A 25,470-nucleotide genomic window follows, 5' to 3' on the forward strand; every position below is an offset into this window, starting at 1 on the left:
GAACCCGGCTCATTTGCATGGCCGGGTGATTTTCAGGGAAGCAGGGATTTGAGTTTTTTACGCGCCGCCGGGCTGATATCCAGCGGATGGCTGTAACCAATGTTTTCGATAGCCCGGTGGTACAACGCTACCAGCCAGTCATAAACATAGCGGGTGGCGGCGTGTACTGGCTGCTCGCTCAGACGGGTTAACCGCGTCTGGGTGGCGCCATCCGTGCCGCTGGAAAAAATGGTGCTGCCTTTGTTTACCCGGCTTTCCGGGCGATCCGCCTGCGCGATCTCCGCGTATCCCAGCCAGGCGACAAAGTTACCAATCGCGGCGTACAGTTGCGCGGCGCAGGCGGTATCGCGCTGCATAATTTTTTGCAACTGATCAGGTAAATTCAGCCGGTAGCTGCTGACGATAACAATCTCCGCCATCTGGCGCAGCGCGGCAGGACTGAGCCCCAAACGCGCGGCGTTATCATCGTTGCGGCTCCACTGGCGTACGTGGTTGACCCACAAAGCATGCGCCTGTTGACCGATATCTTTCGACACTGCCTGCGGTTCGCTGCTTTCTGCGGATTCAGCAAACAGATCGATTGATTCATTAAACAAGCCGCTGACTTTCTCTTCGCGCGGCTGCTGAACTTTCCACAGCGTATCGAACTGCTGCATATCCGGCTGTAAACCTTCCAGCAATTCACCGTGGCGTGAAGCCTGGCCTTGCAGTTCGCGCACCACGGACTCCGCGCTCGCGCGTTGCGCCACCGCGTCTTTTACTGCGGTGGCAAGCCAGGGTTGCAGCAGATCGCGAAGGGCACGCTGATGACGCTCAGTCAGCGCTTTCAAACGCTGCTGACGCAGGCCAGGCGCTGTCGCCTGCACCAGCCATTCAAGCAGACGCTGCAAACTGCTGGCATCCAGCGCCTGCAACGTTCCCCAGTGCTGACCCGGTTTACCAATAAGCTGCTGAACGGCTTCGTCCAGATTCTGCGCCAGCGTAAAGCGCGCATCCTGCGGTGTAATCGCCCACACCAGCCCTGGCAGCGCCGTTTCCTGACCGGATTGCGTCTCTTTGACCCAGTTTAATAATGCGCGCGCAGTGGTCGCGGTGGCTGAACGTTCCAGCGTCGCATTACAAATCATCAGCACATCCGGTTGCAGGCGCTGGCGGTAGCTTTCCAGCAGCCAGCGGCATTTGCTACGCCACAACGGCTGGCCATCTTGTGGACCCGGTGCCGGAATATCGAGAATATCCACGGCCGTTAACACCGCGTTTTCCACCGGCAAAACCAGTTCGCGCGTAATCAGCGCAAGGGTTGCCAGCGGAATACTGACCGCGTTGTGCAACTGCTCATTTGACCACGGATGCACTACCACTTCGTCATGGATCTCACCGCTACCGGGTTCCGATGGTGTTAAGAAACCGTCGGTTGGCAGGGCAAAGGTATCCACCATAATACTCAGCGGTGCCGCCAGTTCCTGCGCGTTCCCGGTCTGGTGAAGGGTGTGTGCCAGCGACAACCACTGCTGCGTGAGCTCCTGCTGCTCGCCCCATAACAGCGACCAGGCGCTGGCGCGGGCGCTGAGATCCAGGGAAGGCAACAGGCAAGCAAACTGATACCACAGCGCATCGTCCATCTGCTGCTGCGATGACGGCACCGCCGCGCGCCAGAAGCGGGCAATTGCGCCAATATCTTCCGCCGTGATCCCCGGCACCGCATTCGGTTGGCGCAGTGAGCGCCATTTCGCGACGCGGTCTTCCATCACCGATTTATCAACGGCGCGCAATTCCGGCTGCTGAATGGCATGCGCAATAAAAATCTGCACCAGATCGGCTTCACTGATAATGCGCAGGCACAGCGGGAAACCCTCATCCATCGGCGCGAGATGCTGACTAAAGCGCAGCGCCATGCTGGTCAGGGCATGGCCGGGATTGATATGAGTGAAGTAATCCAGTGTTTTTTCGCCGGGACGCACATTAAGCCGTCCGTTACCGCTGCCGCACAGCGCTGTCAGCAGATGCGCTTTAGCCGCTTGTGAGTGACCATACAACCCAACGGTGCAGGGCGCGTCGACCGCTTCACGCAGCGCGCTTTCCTCGGCTGCGGCAGTCGTCAGACGCGACAGCAGCGCGTCGGCATCATCATCCAGTAAAGGTGCGTGCTGGCGATTGTCGTTGATCCATGTCGCCAGTGCCTGGGTGGTTTTTACGCTCGCACTCATTTCAGATACACACTCCCGCTGTCGATCCAGTAATGGCTGCCGCTATGGCGGCGATCGGCCAGCGTATTCAGTTTAAAAGTTAACGCGTCTGCGGCGACCGGCGTACCATCCTGGAGCCAGGCCTCACTTAAGGTGAACGATTCCGGCCCATGCTGTTTATTGCCGCCGCTGAACTGCAAACGGACATTCAACACGCCGTCGCCGGCGATGGTTTTCGCCAGTTCCTGCGAGTTGATACTCAACGTGTAGAGCGGCGTAGCAGGCCAGCGGGCGTTCGCGAGCTGGCGGAAACCGAGCGTCACATTGCCGCGCAGCGGGAAGTGTAAACGCGCGTCCAGTTTCGCACCGGGTTTATCAAGATCGATATCGTGATACCAGATATTCTCATCGCGCAAGGTATTGACGACGTTATCCAGCACACCGAGGTAGCGCACGGTGGAATAGGCACCGATGTCCGCCGCTTTAAAGTTAAAACGCGGCAGACGCAAATCAAGCGCCAGGCTGCACAACATCGCGCCCACGGCGGCTGTGGATTTCGGGTTGCCGATCTTACCCTGCTGGCTGAACGGATACCACTCATGTACGCGGTATTTATCAAGCCAGATCATTCGGTTAACCGGCACAGGTTGCAGGTGGCGAATCAGCGCCTGCACGCCGGGTAAGCAGCCAGGACGGCCGGTAATCAGCAGCACATCGCAGCAGTAGTGACTGATGGCTTCGCAAACCGCATGCAGCGGGGCGGTCAGGGTAAATTGCCCGGCCAGCATCGCATCCTGCAACTCACGGAAATTAACCTGCAACGGAACAGCCAACACATCGAACTCTGCCGAACCGGACGGCAACGCATGATCGATCGCTTGTTTCAAATAGTTCATGACATTGCGCGTCGGCAGTTGCGTGAGCAGTTCGCCGAAGGTGGCATGCAACCCGGCAAGCGGATCGTTAATGTCACTCTCTTCCCACGCGGCAAGAATGGCGTGACCAATTGGCATAAACAATTGCAGCGTCGTCTGCTGACGCAGCACGGCCTGGGTATCAATACGCCCGGAATCGCCAAACAACGTCGCCATGATCGCTGCGGCATCGGTAATGCCCGCTTTCTGCATCTGCGTTTGTAACGCTGGCAGCACACATCGCTGAATCACATCCAGCAAAATGTCATCGCCGGCGACTTTAAACCCTTCGCGGAACAGCAGTTGCGGGGTGATTTTGACGTTACTGCCGGTGCCATCATCCAGTTGATAATGGGTGATCGCCATATCTGTCGTGCCGCCGCCGATATCAACGGAGGCCACGCGCAGTGAACGGCCTTTTACCGCGCCCGGTGCTTCTTCGCGATCCGGGCGGGCAAGCGAGGCGAAAAACGTTTCAGTTTGCCCGGAAAAACGGGAAATCGCTTCGTTGTACAGCCACACCAGTTGACCACAGCTGGCTTCGTCCCACTCCATCTGAATGTGCGGCACAGGTACGACGCTTTTTTCCTGCTGCTTGCGGTTAGCGAAGTCTTCATCCTGCGGATGCCAGCCCATCGCTTTCCACACCAGCGCAATGGCCTCAAACATACGGCGACGGAAAATTTCACGCTCCTGCTTCGGCATCGCCGAGGGCAGGGTAAGAATAATGGTGCGCAACTGGCGCGGAGAGGCCGGAAAGCCCAAACGCAGACGCGTGGCGACACTGTTGATCTGCCCGAGCGCCTGCGACAACAATTCGCACAGCATGTGAGTCATCAGCGTGCTGCGGCTGTACTGCGGGGAGAAGACCGGTAAACGCTCATCCAGCGGCAGGCTATACAGCGGCTGGCCTTCGTCATTCATCAGGTTCATGAGCGGGAAGGCGGTCGCCAGCGGTTCGCGCTGGGTTTTGCTGTTCATCTGGCTAAAGCGCCAGTCCTGCAATACCGGTGTTTCGTCCCACAGATAGCGGCGTGGGCTGGAGATGCCGCTGTTGCCTTCGGTGCCAAGGCGCTGCGTTGCCAGCTTGCGGGCTTCATCGCCCACGCGCACGATCGATGGCCAAATAAAGGCATCTTCGCGACCGCTCTCAACAGAGAAGTGCTGTTTACCGAAACGCGCTTCAGAAAACTCAAGACGGCTGGTAAACAGTGGTTCATTCAGGAACTGAGGTTCACTGAGCGAGCGCACCTGCAATTCTGCTGTCTGGCGCAACCCATCATTGGCATCGCCGTGATCTTCAATGATCACGCCGCAGGTGTGGGTGTTGCCGACATCCAGAATCAGATCGACCGGGATCGCCGGAGTGCTCAGCGTGTGCGTAACGATTTTGACTTCCGGCACCTGCAATTGCATGCCGAGCAGGCTCATCAGATTCAGCCAGTGCGCCTGGTATTCAAAACCGCGCAATGCCTGATTAATTTCGCGCTCGCTGCGGGTTTCATGTTGCGTAATGAATTGCAAAAATGCTTCGCGCAGCCAGCCATCGACCCAGGTCTGATCGAGGAAATCCGCCACTTCATCGTCACGCCAGGCCAGCGAGAATCGCGTGCCATTGAGAATATCGTTTTCCAGCGGTGCCAGTGCGGCAGGCGAGTTACCGTTAATCTGGCTGTCGAGTGCCAGCGCCACGCGGTGAGTGTTTCCGGCGCTGTCCGGTTCGCTGAGCTTGCGGATCTGCACGCGAGCCCAGTTATCCGGACCCTCAACGAAAGTGCGGGGCGGGTTAAAGCGCAGGAAAGGGATCGGCAGCCAGACGCCATCGAGGATCGACAACGAATATTGCAGCGAATGCGTGCTTTCGGGTTTTACCACTTCCGGCTGACCGCCGTCGCGGTTTGGCAGCGTATAACGTTCGTTGACCAGATCGAAATCAAGACGCAGCAGCGGGCCGTTGGCGGTTTTACGCACAAATCGACCGCTGCTGGCAGAATCCTGTGGTGTCAGGCCAAAATCAAGAAACTGCACGCCGCTATTGGCAATCAGCGTCACGCTCTGTTTGTAGTCGCAAAGATTAACCAGCATAAACTCAGTCACCTGTTTTTCTGAACGTCACCGGAACGGTGGTGTGGGCGTCAAAACGCGCGCTGCATTCCGCGACGTCGTTGCTGCTCGCTTTACAGGAAATGTCCGGCATCGGGTAACGCGTCCCGTCGCTGCAACGTGCGTTGCTGCGGCTCTTAATCAGCAGTTCGCCGGTTTCATGCAGTCCGGAGAATAGATCGGCGCGACAGGTTACATTTTTACCCATCACAATACGCGCCGTCCCTTTGTTGTTCTGGATCTGGTAGCGCACGGCAGGAGCTTTGCCGGTGACCGGATCTTTCACATCCATCGCCACACGCCAGTTACCGTTAAGGAATTTGGTGGAACCGATTTTCACCTCTAACGCGTCCATCACCAGCACATCTTTCGGGATGGCGGCGATAACAACCGGTCCTTTCTCTTCCGGTTTGACTTCCGGTGCTTTGGCGGCAGGCGCCACAATTTCAGCCTGATGCAGCGGCAGTTTCACCGCCAGCTCAGGAAGCGGCTCTGCTTGCATCGGCGGCGGCGCAATTGCGACCGGCTCTGCTTTGGTTACGGCAGGTGCAGGCGCAGGTTCTTGTTGTTGCTGATTGAGCACCAGCGGCACGGCAATTGCCGCCGCAACAGCCGCAGCAACCGGTAAGGCCCACAGACCGTAGCGGCGGCGTTTTTTCACCACGGGCACAGGTTCAGGCTGAGGAGCGGGTTCAGGTGCAACCACGGGTGCGGCTTCCTGCACGGGCGGTGCGGTCACGGGCTGCGGTTTGATTTCCGCTTGCGGCGTGAGTAGCGGTGCATCCGCCTGGCTGAAGGTCACCTCGACGGCAGGCTCTTCTTCCGGCTCTGGCTCCGGTTCGATAATAATTTCTGGGATTTCTGGCTCCGGCTCTTGCAGACACTCAAGCACATTTTCGCGGGCGCTTTCATTGAGATTGACAAAGCCCCAGAAGGTGATGACCGGTTTGCCATCAACGAGGAAAACATGGTTTTCGCCGGGGAATTGCAGCGCTTTTTCCAGCAGCGAGCCAAACAGTTGCTGTGCGGTTTTGGGTGATTGCATGCATTTGCGACTTAGCGCGGCGGCGCTGTCCAGCGTGCTTTCAAGGTAACGCAGCGCACGGGCGCGCGCCTCGGGTTCCGCCGCTTTCCATGCCTGGGCGCGACCATCGATGGGTGAGTACCAGTCGACCCGATCGCCTTCATCATTGACCTGGGGTATTGCCAGACAATCTACCAGCGCCTGCTGCTTACGCAGACGCAGTGCTTCACGAATTTGCAATGCCGAATCAAATACGGCCTGACCGCCGCCGCCAACGGCCTGGAAATCATCCAAATCGCCGCTACGCAAGAGAGTTTTTGCCACGTTTTCATCCCATAGACTTCTTCACGCGTCTACTATACGCAAACTTCTTACCAGTAAAAGGCAGAGGAAAGCGCAAAACCATTGAATTCTCGACGCATTGAGCGCGCCGAACCCGCTTGACGGCACGAAATTTATTTAACACAAATTTATTCATTAATAATGGTGGATATTTCATCAAAAACAAATGCTTTAGAATAACCTGATGCGGAATCATTATTTGCCAGTTCCCATCTGCTGTGCTGAGATTAATGCTCCATATAAAAAAAGAAGGCTCCTGATAATGTCCACGGGAAAAACGCTGCTCGCCCTTGCGCTGAGCACACTGTTACCGGCAAGTGCCGCATGGGCGGCGTCCAACGATACAATCATCTACTGCTCCGAAGCGTCACCGGAATCCTTCAACCCGCAAATTGCCAGCTCCGGGCCGACATTTGTTGCCAGCTCGCAGGTGCTTTATAACCGCCTGGTCACCTTTGACCCGGTGAAAAACACACCGGTACCGTCGCTGGCGACCGACTGGAAAGTCTCTGAAGACGGAAAGACCTGGACCTTCACGCTGCGCCAGGGCGTAAAATTCAACAGCAATAAATATTTCAAACCGACGCGCGACTTTAACGCCGATGACGTTGTGTTCTCTGTGATGCGCCAGATGGATCCGAAACATCCTTATCATAATGTTTCGCAAGGTAATTACGAATACTTCACCGATGTCGGCCTTGATAAGCTGATCAAAGAAGTGAAAAAAATCGATGATAACCATGTTCAGTTTGTACTGAATGAGCCGAATGCCGCATTTCTTGCCGACTGGGGGATGGATTTTGCTTCCATTCTCTCTGCGGAATACGCGGATGCGATGCTGAAAAAAGGCACACCTGAAAACGTCGATAACTGGCCAATCGGCACCGGTCCGTACGCCTTGCAGCAGTACAAAACGGACGCGCAAATCCGCTACATTGCCAACCCAAATTATTGGGATGGTGAAGTGCCTACCAAACATCTCATCTTCTCTATTACCCCGGATGTGCAAACCCGTCTGGCGAAACTGCAAACCAATGAATGCCAGATAATTCCCGCCCCGGCACCGGTGCAGTTTGATCAGATCAAAAACAACAAAGACTTAACGCTGCATACCATTGATGCGCTGAATGTGGGCTACCTCGCGTTTAACACCGAGAAAAAGCCGTTTGATAATGTGCTGGTGCGTCAGGCGCTGAACTATGCGACCGACAAACAGGCAATCGTCAATGCGGTGTTCCTCGGTTCAGGTACGGTGGCAAAATCACCGCTGCCGCCGAACATGCTCGGGTTTAATAAAGACCTGAAGGATTACAGCTACGATCCTGAGAAAGCCAAAGCGCTGCTCAAGCAGGCCGGGCTGGAAAAGGGCTTTGAAGCCACACTGTGGTCAATGCCGGTGCAGCGTCCGTATAACCCGAACTCGCGGCGCATCGCCGAGATGATCCAGGCAGACTGGGCAAAAGTCGGCGTGAAGGCGAAGATCGTCTCCTATGAATGGGGTGAATATCTGGCTGGTATGCGTAAAGGCGAACACGATACCGCACTGTTCGGCTGGATGTCGGATAACGGCGACCCGGACAACTTTGCCGATGTGCTGCTCGGTTGCAACAGCATCAAAACCGGATCTAACGCCGCCCGCTGGTGCGATAAGGGATATGATGCCCTGGTGCAGAAAGCGAAGCTGACGGCGGATCCTGCCGTCCGCGCCAAACTGTACGGTCAGGCACAGGAGATTTTCTACCAGCAGGCGCCGTGGATCGCGTTGGCTAACGGCAAAACGTTTTACGCCACCCGCAGTAACGTCAGCGGTTATACCGTCAGCCTGATGGGCAGCGATTTTTCGAAAGCGAAGCTGAATTAAAGGAGAGGCTATGTCACATCTGGATGAGGTTATCGCCCGCGTTGATGCGGCTATCGAACAAGGCGTTATTATCGGGATGAATACGTTGCTGGTTGAGCTTAGCGATGATGCGGCGCTGAGCCGGGACGAACGCTACACCCAGCAACAGCGCCTGCGTCAGGCAATTGCGCACCATGGTCGGCAGCACAAGGAAGATATGGAAGCGCGACGCGAGCAGCTCACCAAAGGTGGCGAGATCCTGTAATTAAAACTGGCGTCTGGCGACAAGCCAGGCGCCAATTACCAGCAACACCGCGCCGCACACCGGACCAATCAGCGCTTTCAGCGCCACGCCCTGGCTTCTTACCACATCCATCACCAGCCCGCCGATAAGCTGGCTTGCGACCAGCACCGCAATAGTTGTTGCCGCACCGACATACTGATAGCCGCTGATACTGGCAAAGACAAAAAACGACCCCAGCAGACCGGGAATAAGCGTCCACCATTTCACACTGGTGTACAACTCCTGAAATCCGGCCACACCGTGTTTGATCAGCAAAATAGAGACAAACAGCACAATGCCGACCAGCGAATTCAGCAGCATGGCGATAAGAATGGTTGACGCCGACTGGGTAATGCGCACCATTAAGGTGTTTTGCACCACCAGGCCAATACCGGCGGCAATCAAAAAGGTGAGGGTGAGCGACTGATTCATGAAATGGCGTCCGGTTCGGTACGGTCATCAAGTTGCAGTTGCATAAACGTCAGATCCAGCCAGCGGCCAAACTTCGTGCCGACCTGCGGCATTTGCCCGGTGATCACAAACCCAAGTTTGCTGTGCAAATGAATCGAGCCGTGATTTTGCGCTTCGATACCCGCGACCATCACATGTTTGCCGATGCGTTTGGCTTCGTCGATTAAGTGTTCCATCAGTGCCAGGCCGATGCCTTTGCCTTGATGCTCCGGATGGACATAAACCGAGTGCTCAACCGTGTGGCGAAAACCGTCAAAAGCGCGCCAGTCGCCAAACGAGGCATAACCAGTAACTGCACCATTTTCTTCGCTGACCAGCACCGGATAGCCGAGCGCGGCGCGAGCTTCAAACCAGGCGATACGGTTGTCGATATCGACCGTCTGGTCATTCCAGATGGCTGCGGTATTAACCACTGCATGGTTGTAAATGGCGGCGATGGCCGCGCAATCGTCTTTCCCGGCGTAACGAATATTCATGGTTGAACCTCAAATTTGTACACTATAGTATTACGTTATGAATACTATCTCAGACAATATAAATCAACGGATCAGTGCGCGAATTCGCGTTGAACGTGAATCACGCGGCTGGTCGCTGAGCGAACTGGCGGAGCGTGCCGGGGTGTCGCGGGCGATGATCCACAAAATTGAACGCGGCGAAAGTAGCCCGACGGCGGCGCTGCTGGCGCGGCTTTCCGGCGCGTTTGGTATCAGTATGTCAACGCTGATTGCGCGCGCGGAAATGCAGGAAGGTAAATTGCTGCGCCACGCCGATCAGCCCGTCTGGCGCGATCCGCAAAGTCACTATCTGCGCCGTCACGTTTCGCCGCGCAGTGATTTGCCTATCGACCTGGTGCAAATCGAGCTGCCTGCCGGGAGCGATATTCCCATGCCTGCATCCGCCTATGCGCTGGCGCGCCAGCTTATCTGGTTGCAGGAGGGGGAACTGGTGTTCGTTGAAGGCGACACACGCCATGAGATGCGCGCCGGAGATTGTCTGGAGCTCGGCCCGCCCAATGATTGCCGCTTTATTAATGAAAGTGACACGCCTTGCCGTTATCTGGTGGTGCGGCTAAATCCTTCCAGCTCGTAATGTAAACGCGCTCCTGGCCGTCAGGGACTAGTATCAATAGTTAGTCTGACACGTACAGGAGCGAACAATGAAACAAGATCCTCACCGCAACCGCCGCTGGGTGCTGGCTTCCCGCCCGCATGGCGCGCCCGTCGCAGATAATTTCCGCCTTGAAGAAGATGGCATCGCCACGCCGGGCGAAGGGCAGGTGTTGCTGCGCACGGTTTTTCTCTCGTTAGATCCTTATATGCGCGGGCGTATGAGCGATGCGCCATCGTATTCACCGCCGGTAAAAATTGGTGAAGTGATGTGCGGTGCTACCGTTAGCCGCGTCGTCAAATCTCAGCACCCGGATTTCGCCGAAGGTGACTGGGTGCTGGGTTACAGCGGCTGGCAGGATTACGACATTTCGGGCGGCGAAGGCCTGGTCAAACTGGGAGACAATCCGCCGCACCCGTCATGGTCGCTTGGCATTCTTGGTATGCCAGGGTTTACCGCCTATATGGGCTTGCTGGATATTGGCAAGCCGAAAGCCGGTGAAACGTTGGTTGTTGCTGCCGCAACCGGTCCGGTCGGGGCCACGGTGGGGCAAATCGGTAAAATTAAGGGATGTCGCGTAGTCGGCGTGGCCGGCGGCAGCGAGAAATGCCGTCATGCCGTGGATGTGCTGGGGTTCGATCACTGCATTGATCATCATGCAGAGGATTTTGCCGAACAACTGGCCGCGGCGTGCCCGCAAGGTATCGATATCTATTTTGAAAATGTCGGCGGAAAAGTATTTGATGCGGTACTGCCGTTATTAAATACCTCCGCGCGAATTCCGCTTTGCGGATTAGTCAGCGGCTATAACGCCACCGATCTTCCTGCTGGTCCGGATCGTATTCCGTTATTAATGGCAACACTGCTGAAAAAACGAATTCGCTTGCAAGGTTTTATTATTGGTCAGGATTACGGCCATCGTATTCATGAATTTCAACAAGAAATGGAACAATGGATACGACAAGAAATAATTCAGTACCGTGAGCAATTGATCGACGGGCTGGAAAATGCGCCAGACGCTTTTATCGGCCTGCTCGAAGGGAAAAATTTCGGTAAAGTCGTAGTGCAAATCGGGCCTCTCAGCTAAAAGAATGATGGCGGTGAAAAACCGCCATCAGAAATCGTGCAAATTTTTGAGAAACGTCTTTAATTAGATAAGCATAAGGAACTGATGACCTTGTGAAAGCGGTTCCTGGTAGTTGTGCATAATAAATACAAATTGTTTTAACTTTTACGCGACCATCCAAGACCAGGCATGTGTATATAATATATTCATTGACACAAATCACGGACACGCTACCAGGCTGAGAATAAATAAGAAATTATACGGGATACAAACATGCTTGATTTGGAAAAAGCGCAGCGGACCAGTCTCACCATGCAAGTTGAGGCGAGTCTTAAGAGTGCGCTTATTATTGGTGCGCTTAAACCGGGCGCGCGACTCATCACAAAGGAAATAGCCGATCAATTAGGCACCAGTATTACACCGGTGCGGGAAGCGTTACTGCGGTTGGTCTCCGCAGGCGCGCTGCATGCCACGCCGGCGCAGGCTTTTCTGGTGCCGGAAGTCAGCCTTGATCGCTATAACGAAATTAACCAGATTCGTAAAAATCTTGAGGGTATGGCCGCACGCGCTGCCAGCCAGCATATGACGAAGGAGAAAATTCGTGAGTTGCGTATCCTGGCGGCGAATTTCCATGAAGCAATGAAAAGCGGTAACACCGAGCAGGGCCTGCAGGCTAACCGCGTGTTTCGCTTTAGCGTTTACAGCCACGCCGGGATGCCGACGCTAACCGCCTTGATTGAGCAGTTATGGGTCCGAATTGGACCTTGTTACAATTATCTTTATCCACATTCTGAGGATCTAACGCGCGTCGAAAATTACAGTGATTTGTTGGCGGCGTTAGAAGAGGGAGACGCTTTCGCTAGCGAACGCGCGTTATGGCGTGCGATTGATGAGGGCGCAAACATCGTTCACAAACAATTCTATCGCTGAGTTCCAATTCAACGACATAATCATTCTCTTTATATATTGATGCTCCCCGGAAAAATTTGCGAATGGGGCGCATCAATATCACGTTTTTGACTGATAAGACCAGCCAGCACCTGAAATCCCTGGTTTCTTTGCCGATAACGATGTGTGCGTGCAGTTGTTGGGCGCTAACATTGGGATTTAGCAAGGAGTCCGGAATGTCATTTAGCCAGCGGTTAAGCAACATAAAAATTAGTAGAAAGCTGTCAGTCGGTTTTGGGTTAGTTCTCTTTCTGGTTGCTATTGCCACCGTCCTCAGCGTATTGCGCTTTAAAGAAATACGCGACGTCTACGAAAAAACCAACCTTATGTACAACATCAACATTGAAGTATTTCAGGCTAAAATTAACCGTCTGAAATACTTCTATGGCGATGATAAATCAGGGCAGGTGATGTCCAACTACGTGCGCCACGCTTCCGAGCTGACCACCAGCGCAGACGACATGTCCTGGTCTGCAAACGAAAAACAAATTATCAACGATGTCGCCAGCCACCTGGAACAGTTCCAGGCCGCGATTGGCGAGATGCAAAAAGCCACCGGTGATATCAAGACCGTGCGCGAATCACTCGACAAACTGGCCGCACAAGATCTCTCTGCGCGCTACACCACGCTGGTGCGCACGCCGGTGGCCGACCCTGCGCTGATGGCACAAATTTACGAACAGTTATTTGCGATCAGCACGGTGCGCGACGCCGCACTGGTGGTACGTTACAGCCCGGGTAAAGAGTCTAAAGAGGCGCTGGATGCCCGTTTTGTCGCCACGCAGAAGAGCGTTCAGGCGCTGGTAAGCCAGTTACCAGGTGAGCTGCAATCACCGCTGCAATCCCTGTGGGATGACACGGTGAAATACCGCGATTTGAGCCTTAACTATCTCAGCGCTTTCCAGGCATTAAAAGCCGCGGAAGATAAAGTGAAAGTGGGTGGGGATGAGAGCAGCGCCTCGCTCAAACAGATCATTACGCTGGTGAAAGCGCACAACGATGAACTGGCATACACCTCCAGTACCATTGCGGCGATTATCGGTGTGATTGCTATCCTGCTTGGCGTGATCGTCTCCTGGTGGGTTATCCGTCAGATTACACGTCCTATCGATCGCAACCTGGCGCTGGCGGAACGTATCGCCAGTGGCGATCTCAGCTCGAAAATTCGTGCGCAGAGCACGGATGAACTGGGGCAATTAACCGGTGCAATGGGCCGGATGAACGATACGCTGCGCGATATGATTTTCGAAGTGCGCAACAGCGTAAGCCAGGTTTCGCGTGCGGCAACGGAGATTGCTGAAGGCAATACCGATCTCTCTTCCCGCACCGAGCAGCAGGCAGCGGCGGTCGTTGAAACCGCGGCCAGTATGGAAGAGTTGACTGCCACGGTGAAAAACAACGCCGATAATGCCCGTAATGCCAGCAGCCTGGCAGCCCAGGCATCGAAAACCGCCAGCGAAGGCGGTACGGTGATGCGCGAAGTGGTAAATACCATGGGCGATATTCATAACAGTTCGAACAAAATTGCCGATATTACTGCTGTGATTAACAGCATCGCCTTCCAGACCAACATTCTGGCACTCAACGCTGCCGTAGAAGCGGCACGCGCCGGTGAACAGGGTCGTGGTTTTGCGGTAGTGGCCAGCGAAGTGCGCAGCCTGTCGCAACGCAGCTCGCAGGCAGCAAAAGATATCGAACAGCTGATTAGCGAGTCGGTTTCGCGCATTAATGTCGGTAGCGAACTGGTGGCAAAAGCTGGTGAAACCATGGATCAGGTGGTGCAGTCTGTCACCCGTGTTAACGATATCATGGGCGAAATCTCGTCTGCTTCCGAAGAACAGAGCCGCGGTATTGAGCAAATCGCCCGTGCGGTGGGCGAGCTTGATAGCACCACGCAGCAGAACGCCTCATTGGTAAGCGAATCCTCTTCGGCGGCGGGTTCGCTGGAAGAGCAGGCGCGTTTGCTGGAAGAGCTGGTCGCCACGTTCCGTCTTGAGCAGAATGGCGCAAAACCGGTAGCCAAAACCGGCAAACCTACAGCCAAACCCGGCGTGAAGCAGAGCGTCGAACCGCGTGAAATCGCCACGAGCGATGAGGGCTGGACCACCTTTTAACCTTTGATACGCGCATCAGTAGCAGCCCGGAAGCGCGATGCATCCGGGCTTTTTTATGGGAAACGGCGGTATGAAATACCCTCTGGTAAAACAACTAAAACAGCACGACATATTGCGCCAAAGCTTTATTGATTTAGCCGTAGATATCTTCGATTTATCCTTCGAGGCCTGGTATCAGGCGGGGTTCTGGACAGAAAACTACATTCCCTACGCGCTGGTCGATGACAACCAGGTTATCGCCAATGCCTCGGTTAACGTTATCGACACATGCTGGATGGGCGCAGAAAAACGCTATATCCAGATAGGCACGGTAATGACCGATAAGCGTTATCGCAATAACGGACTTGCCCGTTACCTGCTGACGGAAATTATCCAGGACTGGCAATACCGGGCCGATGCAATCTATTTATACGCAAACGCCAGCGTGCGAGATTTCTATCCGAAATTTGGCTTTGAGAAAGCGCGGGAATATCAATACACCCTGCGCGCCACGCCGATGGCGAGTGACTTTCGCCGGCTGGATATGGACGACGACGCCGACAGGCAGCAGTTGCTGCATTATTACGCGAAATCCAACCCTTTTTCGGCGCTGCCGATGAATAACAATCTGGGGTTGTTGATGTTTTACTGCGCGTCGTATTTAAAAGCGTGCGTCTATTTTTCAGAAAAACATCAGGCTATCGCCATTGCCACGCAAAACAGAGGCACGCTGCTGTGTTTCGATATTTTTGCCGAATCGGGCTCGTCTTTAACGCAAATCGTTAATGCATTAGCGAATCAGCAAACCCAGCGTGTGGTGTTAGGTTTTACGCCCAAAGAAACCCGCGAATGCGAATGCACGTTAATTGACGATGAGGACACGCTGTTTCTGTTCAGCGGCAAAGAGAATGTGTTTCGCGACCATCAGGTGATGTTCCCGCTGTTGTCACATGCCTAGCCGTTATCGCTATAAAAAAAGCCCCTGCTAACAGGGGCTTGCATATTATTCAAACTGATACGCGACCGATAAGCCAACGCCGTAATTACGCCCCGGAGCCGGTTCGTAGTAACGGTTATTGCCTTCGTTAACGATAACGGAACCGACATATTTGCGATCAAACAGGTTATCGACCCGGCCAAACACGTCCATCATCCAGTTGCCATAGCTGAATTTATACCCGGTATTCAGCCCGGTGACGGTATAAGAGGGCGCCTTAGCGCTGTTTTCGTCATTGGCCATAATATCGCTCATATAGCGCACATCTGCGCCCGCATACCAGCCCTGGTCCGGGAGCCAGCCCAGCGAGGCAAAGCCCATATTGCGCGCGATACCCGGAATACGGTTGCCATTACATCCGCCGTCGCACACCTCACTGCGATAGGTTGCATCAAGATAGGTCCACGCCAGTTTTGCCCGCCAGTTCCCGGCGAATTGCTGATCGAGGGATAATTCCGCGCCTTGACGACGGGTTTTTCCGGCGTTTTTATAGGTGGTGCGCCCGCCAGTGCTGGTATCGGTGACGATCTCATTATCGGTATCAGTGCGGAACAACGCGGCCGTCAGCAGGCCATTGCCGATACGCGTTTTGCTGCCGATCTCCAGGGTGTCGTTCGTCGACGGTTTCAGCGCGAAGTTGAGACCGGTTTTGCCATCCGCGCGGTAGGAGAGCTCATTAATGGTAGGCGTTTCAAAACCACGACCGGCGGCGGCATACACATTCCAGCCCTCGGTCATGGCATATTTCAGCGACGCGGCAGGCAGCCATTTGTGATAACTGGCTTCGCCGCTGTCATCACCATTTCGCGCCGTAATGTAGCGATCGTTGGAATCAAACCAGACGGAGCTGTAACGAACGCCCGCATCCAGCGACAGCTTATCGGTCAGTTGCCAGGCGGTTTGCAGATACGGATCGACGTTCCACATCAGGTTGCGTTCGTTACGGCGCAGATTGCCTTTTTCGCCGTACACCGGCATGGTGCCATCCATCACAAAGTTTTCGTAACCTTTGCGCTCTTCGCTCATGTTTTCGTAGTTCAGACCACCGGTAAAGGTTACCGGTACGCCCAGTTCGCCACGGTGCGTCCAGCGGGTATCAATACCCTGATAGTGGCGCGTTAAATCAATCACGCCGCCCGCGTGGGTTGGGTTGAGCTGCGGAGCGCGCGGGATCGATTGATATTGCGTGGTTTCACGCTCACCGGCGTACATCATTACGCTGAAATCATCCTGGCTGCTCATCTGGCGCTCATAGCGCAAGCCCGCCTGGGTTTGTTTAATGGTTTTGCGCGTATCATATCGCTGCGCGCGCGGCGACTGGCGCGGGTTGTCTTTCCATTCAGACTCGGTTAATCCGCCTGCGTCGTTGGCTTTAATGTCAACGCTGTTAAAAATCAGGCTCAGTTTGCTTACGTCATCAATACGCACGCCGAGTTTGGCGTTGGCGAGATTTTTCCGCGCACCGCTGCGATCGCGATAGCCCTGGGTGACAAAACGGGTGCTGGATACGGTGTAATCGACATCGCCCGCGTGCGTTCCGTCCCCCATCGCGCCGGTGGCTTTCAGCCCGTAGCGCCAGCTACCAAAGCTGCCGTAATAGCTGCTGGCTTCAATGGTTGCCGGTTCACGACCGGTCTGGGTAGTGACATTCATCACCCCGCCAGACGCGTTGCCATACAGTGCCGAGAAAGGGCCGCGCAGCACATCAATACTCTCCACACTGTTTAAATCGATATTCGATGTCTGTCCCTGGCCATCCGGCATGGTCGCGGGAATGCCATCAACATACAGGCGAAGGCCGCGCACGCCGTAGGTAGAACGCGAACCAAACCCGCGAATCGACAGTTGCAGATCCTGGGCGTAATTTTGCCGGTTTTGCACTTGTAAACCGGGAACGTTGTTCAGCGATTCCGAGAGATTCACGCGCGGCGCGGCCTGACGGATATCATCGCCCTGAACGACGCTCACGGCGGCGGGACTGTCCAGTTCGGAAACGGTCTGCGGCGTGGCGCTGACAATCATCGTTTGTTCGTTGTCGGCCGCGTAAGCGGAAGTGGAGAGCGCAGCCGGTAGCAATAACACCGGCAGGGTGACCTTTGTGGCGGAAATGATATTCATGACGGAACCAAGTTAAAAGACGAACCAAAAAAAGGAAATACGCCAATATGTTAAAGCGTATGTAAATTATTTGAAAACTTTAAACGCACATTACGTTAACGACGAGTGTAACGGAGGAAATGGGATCCTGCGTCGCGAAGATTAACGCTCCACTTTCTTGTTATTAATGATTACTATTCTCAACTATAACAATAAGCGAAACCGCCGTTTCGTGCACTGGACGCATGTGAAAACGTAACCACCAAGTTGAACAAAGGGAGTCGTCATGTCTTTACGTCAATTATGCTCGCCGCGCTTGCGCCGGACGTTGGTTCTGGGATCGTTACTGCTGGCGGGGTCATTTAACACCCACGCCGCAGAGGAGATGCTGCGCAAAGCCGTCGGGAAAGGCGCCTATGAAATGGCCATCAGCCAGCAGGAAAATGCGCTGTGGCTGGCGACCGCGCAGAGCCGCAAAACGGATAAAGGTGGGGTGATTTACCGTCTGGATCCGGCCTCGCTTGACATTACGCAAGCCATTCACAGCGATTTAAAACCGTTTGGCGCTACGCTCAATAGCCGCACGCAGACACTGTGGTTCGGTAACACCACAGACGGTTCCGTCACGGCGGTAGACGCCAAAACCGGCGTCATTAAAGGCCGCGTGGTGTTAGATGCGCGTAAGCGCTCGGAAACGGTGCGCCCGCTCAGCCCGCGCGAGCTGGCGGTGGATGAAGAGACCAACACGGTTTACATTACCGGCGTCGGGAAAGAGAGTGCGGTATGGGTAGTGGACGGCGCGGCGCTGAAACTGAAAACGACTATTACCAGTACGGGAACATATAGCACTGGCCTTGCTATTGATAGCGCGGCGAAACGCCTCTACACCACCAACGCCGACGGTGAGTTAATTACCATTGATACCCGCAACAATCGCATCCTTGAACGCAAAAAATTGCAGGATGACGGCAAAGAGCACTTCTATCTCAACCTGAGCCTTGATACCGCCGGACATCGCGCGTTTATCACCGACTCAAAAGCGCCGGAAGTGCTGGTTGTGGAAACCCGTAACGGCAAGGTACTGGAGAAAATCGCCGCGCCGGAATCGCTGGCAGTGCTGTTTAACCCGACACGCAATGAAGCCTACGTGACACACCGCGAAGCGGGAAAGGTGAGCGTTATCGACGCCAAAACTTATCGCGTAGTGAAAACTTTCGCCACGCCAACCCATCCGAACAGCCTGGCGCTGTCAGCGGACGGCAACACGCTGTACGTCAGTGTGAAACAGGCTTCAACGCGTGAAAAAGAGGCCACGCAGCCGGATGATGTGATACGTATTGCGCTGTAATCGTTTGATATCTTAAGCTCCCTGCGGGGAGCTTTTCCTTTCACTGACGATTACGAAACCGCTCTATTTTGACGAGTACGAGCGCGTGCTGGCGACAGGGCTGCCAACGGATAATACCCAGGAAAACTATGCGTTGATTGCGCCGCAGATTACTGCCGCCTGGCAACGTTTTAAACAAGCGCAGGCGTAGCTTTTTCACCAACAAAAAAGCCGCAACGTTTCCGCTGCGGCTTTTTGCGTTTATACGCGTTACGAACGTGTCTTCGGTACGGCATCTGGGTGAACCGGCGCGGTGCTGTGGATTTCGTTAACGCGCTTACGCACGCCAAACCAGCCCGCAACCAACAACACCGCGATCAGCGGAATCGAACCGATGGTGTATGTGCCGTTCGGGTAATCGAATGCCATCAGCACCAGCACGCTGAGCAGGAACAGCAGCGTCAACCATGAGGTCACCGGTGCGCCCGGCATTTTGAAACTAACATCCGCCACTTTGCCTTCGTGGATAGCTTTGCGCAGACGCATCTGGCACACCACGATAAAGCCCCATGACGCAATAATCCCCAGCGACGCAACGTTAAGCACAATTTCAAACACTTGCGACGGTACCAGGTAGTTCAGGAACACGCCAACAATGTAGACGCAAATGGTCGCCAGAATGCCCGCGTAAGGCACGTGGTGACGACTCATTTTGGACATGAATTTCGGTGCGGAACCGCCCATCGACATTGAGCGCAGAATACGACCTGTGCTGTAAAGCCCGGAATTCAGGCTGGAGAGTGCCGCGGTCAGCACCACCATATTCATAATGTCGCCGATATATGGCACGCCCAGCTTGGAGAAGAAGGTCACAAACGGGCTTTGTCCCGCCTGATACGCATTCCACGGCAGCAACAGAACCAGCAACACCACGGAGCCGACATAGAACAAACCGATACGCCAGATAACGCTGTTAATGGCTTTCGGCACCATGGTCTGCGGATCTTTACATTCGCCAGCCGCCGTACCTACCAGTTCGATAGAAGCGAACGCAAACACCACACCCTGAACCAGCACCAGCGCCGGTAACAGGCCGTGCGGGAAGAAACCGCCGTTATCGGTGATCAAATGGAAACCGGTCGCGCCGCCATCGAGCGGTTTACCGCTGCCGAGGAAAATGGTCCCGACGACCAGGAACACCACAATCGCCAGCACTTTGACCAGCGCAAACCAGAACTCCATCTCCGCGAACCACTTCACGCCGATCATGTTCATGGTGCCGACAATCGCCAGCGCGCCAAGGGCAAACACCCATTGCGGCACATCACCAAACGCGCCCCAGTAATGCATATACAGCGCAACGGCGGTGATATCCACGATACCGGTCATCGCCCAGTTGATGAAATACATCCAACCGGCAACATACGCGGCTTTTTCGCCAAGAAATTCACGTGCATAAGAGACGAAGCTGCCGCTGGAAGGGCGGTGTAATACCAGTTCGCCCAGCGCGCGCAGAATAAAGAAGGAGAAAATACCACACACCAGATAAACGATAGCCAGCGACGGCCCCGCCATCTGCAGTCGGGCGCCTGCGCCCAGAAATAAACCTGTACCGATTGCGCCGCCGATAGCAATCATTTGCACCTGGCGGTTACCCATCGCGCGGTTGTAGCCCTCTTCGTGAGAATTGAGCCAGCGTCGTTTCGCGGCGTGATGATCCGTGACGTTGTTGTCTGTTTTCATTGCGTTACCTGTTTACCTGTCTGAACCTTGCGGAATTCCTCTACCCGGCAGGCAGAAAACCAATCGATTGCCTGGCGCGGGAAAATGTTTTGTCTTTCCAGTGTTTCTTCGTATGGATAAGACCAAACATGGCGCAGCATCGTAACCGCAATCGATATGCGACGCAAAACATACCAGTGCCATAGCAGCCGACTATTAGCGGAAATTGTGAGGTTAAGGGTAACGAGCAGAGCAAATGATTTAACCCGATGGAAAATGCAACAGAAATAACCTGTATAAGTAAAAAGAATGTGTAACAAATTTACAGAATTATTACGTGGTTGTTATCAGTCATCATGACAACCGCAGCACCGGCATCCATGTCTTTGCAAATTTTTTGCTTATTTAATGTAAATTAATTGTTTCACAGCATGCGCGCGTCGCCCTATTAATGGGGTTATCTCTTCTAACGCGAGTTAATTGCATGTCTTATCGCCTGAGTTTGCTGGATAAAAGCCCCATCGCGGAGAACGAAACCGCACAGGACGCCCTGGCCCGCACGCTGCAACTGGCGCAGCAGGCGGAAAACTGGGGTTATCACCGCTTCTGGATTGCCGAACATCACAACACCACCCAGTTGGCCAGCCCGTCGCCGGAGCTGGTTATCGCCTGGATACTCGGCCAGACGCGGCGAATTCGCGTCGGTTCCGGCGGCGTCATGTTGCAACATTACAGCCCATTCAAAGTGGCGGAAAACTTCAACCTGCTGGCAACCCTTGCGCCGGGGCGCGTTGATCTTGGCGTCGGCAAAGCCCCCGGCGGTTTGCCGCTTTCCACCCGCGCACTCCAGCAGGGAATAAACAGCGCCGAAAAGGGCAGTTTTGCCGATCAACTGGCGCAACTGGATAACTGGTTGTCCCTGTCAAAAGATGACCACGCGGAAGAAACCGTTCTGGCTACGCCGCTGCCACCGCAGCCTGCGGACGGTTTTCTGCTTGGCGCGAGTCTCGAAAGCGCGGCGCTGGCGGCAAAACTGGACTGGAATTTCGTTTTCGCCGCCCATCTCAACGGTGACAAAGCTCTTTTACGTGACGTTGTCACGCAGTGGCAGCAACAGAGCCAGCGCGACACGCTGGTCGCCGTGCAGGTGATTGTTGCCGACACCGAAGAGCAGGCGCATGCGCTGGCGCAACAGGTTGAAGTCTGGGGCGTCGAGCTGGCAAACGGTCAGCGCGTGAGCGTCGCCAGCGAGGCGCAAGGCCATGCGTTTGCTCGCCAGGCAGGCAGCCCGGCGGTGCGTATCGCTAAACGCGAGCCCTCCCTGATCGCCGGAACAGCAGAGCAGGTTCTGGCGGGGCTGGATCAACTGCATCAGCAATTCGCCATTGATGAATTTATTATCGACACGCCGATCAGCGAAGGCAGCGCGCGGCTGACCTCTGTATTGCGGCTGGCGCAGGCCCACGCAAACACCAAAGCAGCACAGGAGGTGGCGGGATGAGCTTTGCGGAACAACTGATCGACTGGCGACGCGAGTTACACCAGCACCCGGAGTTGTCGCTGCAGGAGTTTGAAACCACCCGGCGCATTCGCCACTGGCTGGAAAGCGCCGGGCTGAGATTGCTGCCGTTAAGCCTGCCGACAGGTGTGGTCGCGGAAGTGGGCAGCGGCGAAAAAGTGATCGCCCTGCGCGCCGATATCGATGCCTTACCGATTGAAGAAGCGGTCGACGTGCCGTTTGCTTCGCGCAACCCAGGCGTGATGCACGCCTGCGGGCATGATATTCACTCCAGCGTTATGCTCGGCGCGGCGCTGCTGCTTAAACAGAGGGAGCCGCAACTGACCGGCCGAGTGCGAATTCTGTTCCAGCCCGCAGAAGAGAATTTTGGCGGCGCGAAACGGCTAATCGACGCCGGGGCACTGAACAACGTGAGCGCCATTTTTGGCATGCATAACGAACCCGGCTTACCGGTCGGATCGTTTGCAACGCGCGGCGGCGCGTTTTACGCCAATGTGGATCGTTTTTCGCTGACCGTTACCGGCAAAGGCGCGCACGCCGCACGCCCGCACGAAGGTAACGACGCCATTTTGCTCGCCAGCCAACTGGTGGTCGCGCTGCAAAGCATTGCCAGCCGTAACGTCAATACGCTGGAGTCGGTGGTGCTGAGCGTCACGCGCATTCAGGGTGGCAACACATGGAATGTGCTGCCGGAGCAGGTTGAACTGGAAGGCACGCTGCGCACTCACCAGGTGGAAGTGCGAGAAAAAGTCAAACGCCGCGTCGATGATATTGCCGCCGGGCTGGCACAGGCGTTTGACGCCAATATTAACGTGCGCTGGTTTGCAGGGCCTGCCGCGCTGGTTAATCACGATCGCTGGGCCACCTTCGCCCGCGATGTTGCCGACTGGCACGGTTACCAGACGCAGGAGGCGGATCTGCACATGGGGGGCGAGGATTTTGCCGTCTATTTGCAGCATATTCCCGGCGCGTTTGTCAGCATTGGCAGCGACAGCGATTACGGCCTGCACCACCCGGCGTTTAACCCCGATGAAGCATTAATCGAAGAGGCGGCGCGTTATTTCGCGCTGCTGGCAGAAAAAGCACTGCTGCAATCCTGATGTGAAATTTGTCTGCCTGGGGCTCTCGCTCCGGGCCACCTGTTGCCTGAATATGAGGACCGATTATGTCTACAGCACGACAACTGCGGCTTGGCACCATATTACATGGCGCGTCGGGAAATATGTCCGCGTGGCGACATCCGGCGGCGCTCGCCGATGCCAGCATTAATTTTGGCTTCGTGCAGGAAACCGCACGTATTGCCGAACAGGGGAAACTGGACTTTCTCTTTGTCGCCGACGGCTTATATATCAACGAAAAATCGATCCCGCATTTTTTAAATCGTTTTGAACCCATTACAGTATTATCCGCGCTCGCCAGCGTGACCTCGCACCTCGGTCTGGTGGGCACACTTTCCACCTCCTACAGCGAGCCATTTACCGTCGCGCGCCAGTTCGCAAGCCTTGACCATCTGAGCAACGGGCGCGCGGGCTGGAACGTGGTGACTTCGCCGCTGGAAGGCTCGGCGAAAAACTTCTCCCGCGCGCAGCATCCGGATCACGCCTTACGTTACCGCATTGCCGATGAATATCTCGATGTGGTGAAAGGGCTATGGAACTCCTGGGAAGAGGATGCGTTTGTACGCAATAAAGCCACCGGGCAATTCTTTGACGCCAGCAAATTACATCCGCTTAATCACCACGGTGATTTTTTCCAGGTTGCCGGGCCGCTGAATATTGGCCGCACGCCGCAGGGGCGACCGATTATTTTCCAGGCGGGTGCCTCAGACGATGGAAAACAACTGGCCGCCCGTCACGCCGACGCCATTTTTACGCATCAGGAGACGCTTGATGAAGCTAAAGCGTTTTATCGCGATGTAAAAAATCAGCTGGAAAAATATGGCCGCCGCCATGATGAGCTGCATATTTTCCAGGGGGTCAGCGTGATTGTCGGCAACAGCAAAGAGGATGCTGAACAGCAGTACCAGACCACCGCCGCGCTGGTTTCTATTACCGATGCGCTGAACTACCTCGGGCGCTATTTCGAACACCATGACTTCAGCCAGTACCCGCTCGACGAGCCGTTCCCGGATATCGGCGATTTGGGGCAAAACAGTTTTCGCAGCACCACTGATGAGATCAAACGTAATGCGCGCGAACGCCAGTTAACGCTGCGCCAGGTGGCACTGGAGAGCGCCTCGCCGCGCCCACGCTTTTCTGGCACACCGGAGCAGGTCGCTGATGGCTTACAGCAGTGGTTCGAAAGCTACGCCGCAGACGGCTTTATCATCCAGGGCGGTACGCCGGACACCTTCCCGCGCTTTGTCGAAAAAGTGGTGCCACTGCTGCAGGCTCGCGGTCTGTTCCGCACGGAATACCCCGGAACGACGCTGCGCGAAAGTTTAGGTTTACCGCTGCCTGTTCACCCCTCCTCACAATAAAAGAAGAAAACGCTATGCAGAAAACATCGCTATTGCTGGCGGCAACGCTTGCGCTGACGCCGCTGGCCTGGGCCAACGACGTCAATATCAACGGGACGGGCGTGAGCCTGGAAGCCAACAAAACGCCGATCACCACGGCGAAAAACGCACAAGCCATTGCGCAGTTGCCTAAGGATTATCACTTTGTGGTGCCGGGCAAACTGACCGTCGCCGTGGCAGCGCTCAACTCGCCGCCGCTGACGGTCTTTGCCGATGACAATAAAACCCTGCTCGGCAGCGAAGTGGACATCGCCCGCCTGGTGGCAAGCAGCTTAGGCCTGGAGCTGAACGTGGTGCCGACGTCGTGGGAGGACTGGCCGCTCGGTGTCACCTCCGGCAAATATGATGCGGCGATCAGCAATATTACCGTCACCAAAGAGCGCAAAGCGAAGTTCGATTTCGCCACTTACCGCAAGGATTCACTCGGATTTTACGTCAAGTCCACCAGTCCGCTGAAATCGATGGAGAAAGCCGAAGACATTGCCGGGCTGCGCATTATTGTCGGCTCCGGCACGAACCAGGAGGCGATCCTGCTGGCGTGGAACGCGGAAAACGTGAAAAAGGGGCTGAAACCCTTTACGCCGGTCTACACCAAAGATGACGCCGCCCAGACGCTGGCGCTGCAATCCGGTCGCGCCGACGCTTACTTCGGCCCGAACGTGATTGGCGCGTGGAAAGCGGCACTGACCGGCAAAACCAAACTGGTTGGCAGCGTGGACGGCGGCTGGCCGAACGCGGCCCATATCGCCGTCACGTTACGTAAAGGCAGCGGGCTGGTTGAAGCGGTGCAAACGGCGCTCAATGGCGCTATCAAAACCGGTGACTACGACAAAGTGCTCAATCGCTGGGGCGAGGGCGTAGAACGTATTCCGGCGTCGGAGGTGAATCCGGCGGGGCTTGGCGATTAAGGAGG

17 protein-coding genes and 1 pseudogene are annotated in these 25,470 nt (G+C 55.2%); 11 read left to right on the forward strand and 7 right to left on the reverse strand.

Features of this window, described 5'->3' with window-relative positions; genetic code table 11:
• Window positions 1–32: 32 nt before the first annotated feature.
• Genes C813_RS34365 through C813_RS34375 form a run of 3 tightly spaced genes read right to left on the reverse strand, consistent with a single transcriptional unit; the run spans window position 33 to window position 6,551 of the window.
• Complete coding sequence (locus tag C813_RS34365; RefSeq protein WP_017456867.1) at window positions 33–2,207, reverse strand: virulence factor SrfC family protein; 2,175 nt, start codon at window positions 2,205–2,207, stop codon at window positions 33–35.
• Window positions 2,204–5,185: a virulence factor SrfB gene (locus C813_RS34370; protein ID WP_017456868.1), complete on the reverse strand. Its 2,982-nt coding sequence runs from the start codon at window positions 5,183–5,185 to the stop codon at window positions 2,204–2,206. The genes C813_RS34365 and C813_RS34370 overlap by 4 nt, the downstream gene beginning before the upstream one ends.
• A gap of 4 nt (window positions 5,186–5,189) precedes the next feature.
• Entirely contained in the window at window positions 5,190–6,551 is a 1,362-nt protein-coding gene (locus C813_RS34375; protein WP_017456869.1) for an SrfA family protein, read from the reverse strand.
• Window positions 6,552–6,831: 280 nt separating this feature from the next.
• Between C813_RS34375 and C813_RS34380 the strand changes: the two genes are divergently transcribed.
• Window positions 6,832–8,430, forward strand: coding sequence for an ABC transporter substrate-binding protein (locus tag C813_RS34380; RefSeq protein ID WP_017456870.1), 1,599 nt, complete (start codon window positions 6,832–6,834; stop codon window positions 8,428–8,430).
• Window positions 8,431–8,440: 10 nt separating this feature from the next.
• Window positions 8,441–8,674, forward strand: coding sequence for a YdcY family protein (locus C813_RS34385; RefSeq protein ID WP_017456871.1), 234 nt, complete (start codon window positions 8,441–8,443; stop codon window positions 8,672–8,674).
• On the opposite strand, the gene C813_RS34390 is transcribed toward C813_RS34385, so the two are convergent.
• Together C813_RS34390 and C813_RS34395 are read right to left on the reverse strand one after the other, a co-directional pair.
• Window positions 8,675–9,124: a DMT family transporter gene (locus tag C813_RS34390; RefSeq protein WP_017456872.1), complete on the reverse strand. Its 450-nt coding sequence runs from the start codon at window positions 9,122–9,124 to the stop codon at window positions 8,675–8,677. It lies immediately after the preceding gene.
• On the reverse strand, window positions 9,121–9,639 hold the full coding sequence (locus C813_RS34395; RefSeq protein ID WP_017456873.1) for a GNAT family N-acetyltransferase: 519 nt from the start codon (window positions 9,637–9,639) through the stop codon (window positions 9,121–9,123). The genes C813_RS34390 and C813_RS34395 overlap by 4 nt, the downstream gene beginning before the upstream one ends.
• 37 nt (window positions 9,640–9,676) lie before the next feature.
• On the opposite strand from C813_RS34395, the gene C813_RS34400 reads away from it, so the two are divergent.
• From C813_RS34400 to C813_RS34420, 5 genes are all read left to right on the forward strand, one after another.
• On the forward strand, window positions 9,677–10,252 hold the full coding sequence (locus C813_RS34400) for a helix-turn-helix domain-containing protein (protein WP_017456874.1): 576 nt from the start codon (window positions 9,677–9,679) through the stop codon (window positions 10,250–10,252).
• A gap of 67 nt (window positions 10,253–10,319) precedes the next feature.
• Window positions 10,320–11,357, forward strand: coding sequence for an NADP-dependent oxidoreductase (locus tag C813_RS34405; RefSeq protein WP_017456875.1), 1,038 nt, complete (start codon window positions 10,320–10,322; stop codon window positions 11,355–11,357).
• Window positions 11,358–11,609: 252 nt separating this feature from the next.
• Window positions 11,610–12,266: a GntR family transcriptional regulator gene (locus tag C813_RS34410; RefSeq protein WP_017456876.1), complete on the forward strand. Its 657-nt coding sequence runs from the start codon at window positions 11,610–11,612 to the stop codon at window positions 12,264–12,266.
• Window positions 12,267–12,460: 194 nt separating this feature from the next.
• Window positions 12,461–14,398, forward strand: coding sequence for a methyl-accepting chemotaxis protein (locus tag C813_RS34415; RefSeq protein ID WP_017456877.1), 1,938 nt, complete (start codon window positions 12,461–12,463; stop codon window positions 14,396–14,398).
• 70 nt (window positions 14,399–14,468) lie between these two features.
• Window positions 14,469–15,335, forward strand: coding sequence for a GNAT family N-acetyltransferase (locus tag C813_RS34420; protein ID WP_025263617.1), 867 nt, complete (start codon window positions 14,469–14,471; stop codon window positions 15,333–15,335).
• 45 nt (window positions 15,336–15,380) lie between these two features.
• Here C813_RS34420 and pqqU read toward each other — a convergent pair whose 3' ends face one another.
• Window positions 15,381–17,492 carry a TonB-dependent receptor PqqU gene (pqqU, locus tag C813_RS34425; RefSeq protein WP_017456879.1) on the reverse strand — a complete coding sequence of 704 codons (2,112 nt, stop codon included), beginning with the start codon at window positions 17,490–17,492 and terminating at the stop codon, window positions 15,381–15,383.
• Between the two features lie 265 nt (window positions 17,493–17,757).
• On the opposite strand from pqqU, the gene yncE reads away from it, so the two are divergent.
• Window positions 17,758–18,819: a 7-bladed beta-propeller protein YncE gene (yncE, locus tag C813_RS34430; protein WP_017456880.1), complete on the forward strand. Its 1,062-nt coding sequence runs from the start codon at window positions 17,758–17,760 to the stop codon at window positions 18,817–18,819.
• A 249-nt stretch (window positions 18,820–19,068) separates the two neighbouring features.
• On the opposite strand, the gene ansP is transcribed toward yncE, so the two are convergent.
• A complete protein-coding gene (gene ansP, locus C813_RS34435; protein ID WP_017456882.1) occupies window positions 19,069–20,541 on the reverse strand; it encodes an L-asparagine permease in 1,473 nt (490 codons plus the stop codon).
• A 463-nt stretch (window positions 20,542–21,004) separates the two neighbouring features.
• Here ansP and C813_RS34440 point away from each other — a divergent pair, with 463 nt between their 5' ends.
• From C813_RS34440 to C813_RS47530, 3 genes and pseudogenes are all read left to right on the forward strand, one after another.
• The gene (locus C813_RS34440; RefSeq protein WP_017456883.1) at window positions 21,005–22,021 is read left to right on the forward strand and encodes an MsnO8 family LLM class oxidoreductase; all 1,017 of its coding nucleotides are present in this window, start codon (window positions 21,005–21,007) and stop codon (window positions 22,019–22,021) included.
• Window positions 22,018–23,139 carry a M20 peptidase aminoacylase family protein gene (locus C813_RS34445; RefSeq protein WP_017456884.1) on the forward strand — a complete coding sequence of 374 codons (1,122 nt, stop codon included), beginning with the start codon at window positions 22,018–22,020 and terminating at the stop codon, window positions 23,137–23,139. Before C813_RS34440 ends, C813_RS34445 begins: the two co-directional genes overlap by 4 nt.
• A 65-nt stretch (window positions 23,140–23,204) precedes the next feature.
• Window positions 23,205–25,465 (forward strand): annotated as a pseudogene (locus tag C813_RS47530) (NtaA/DmoA family FMN-dependent monooxygenase).
• Window positions 25,466–25,470: the final 5 nt, after the last annotated feature.

Origin of the sequence: Kosakonia sacchari SP1, assembly GCF_000300455.3 — a bacterium.
In the GTDB taxonomy this organism is placed as follows: Bacteria; Pseudomonadota; Gammaproteobacteria; order Enterobacterales; family Enterobacteriaceae; genus Kosakonia; species Kosakonia sacchari.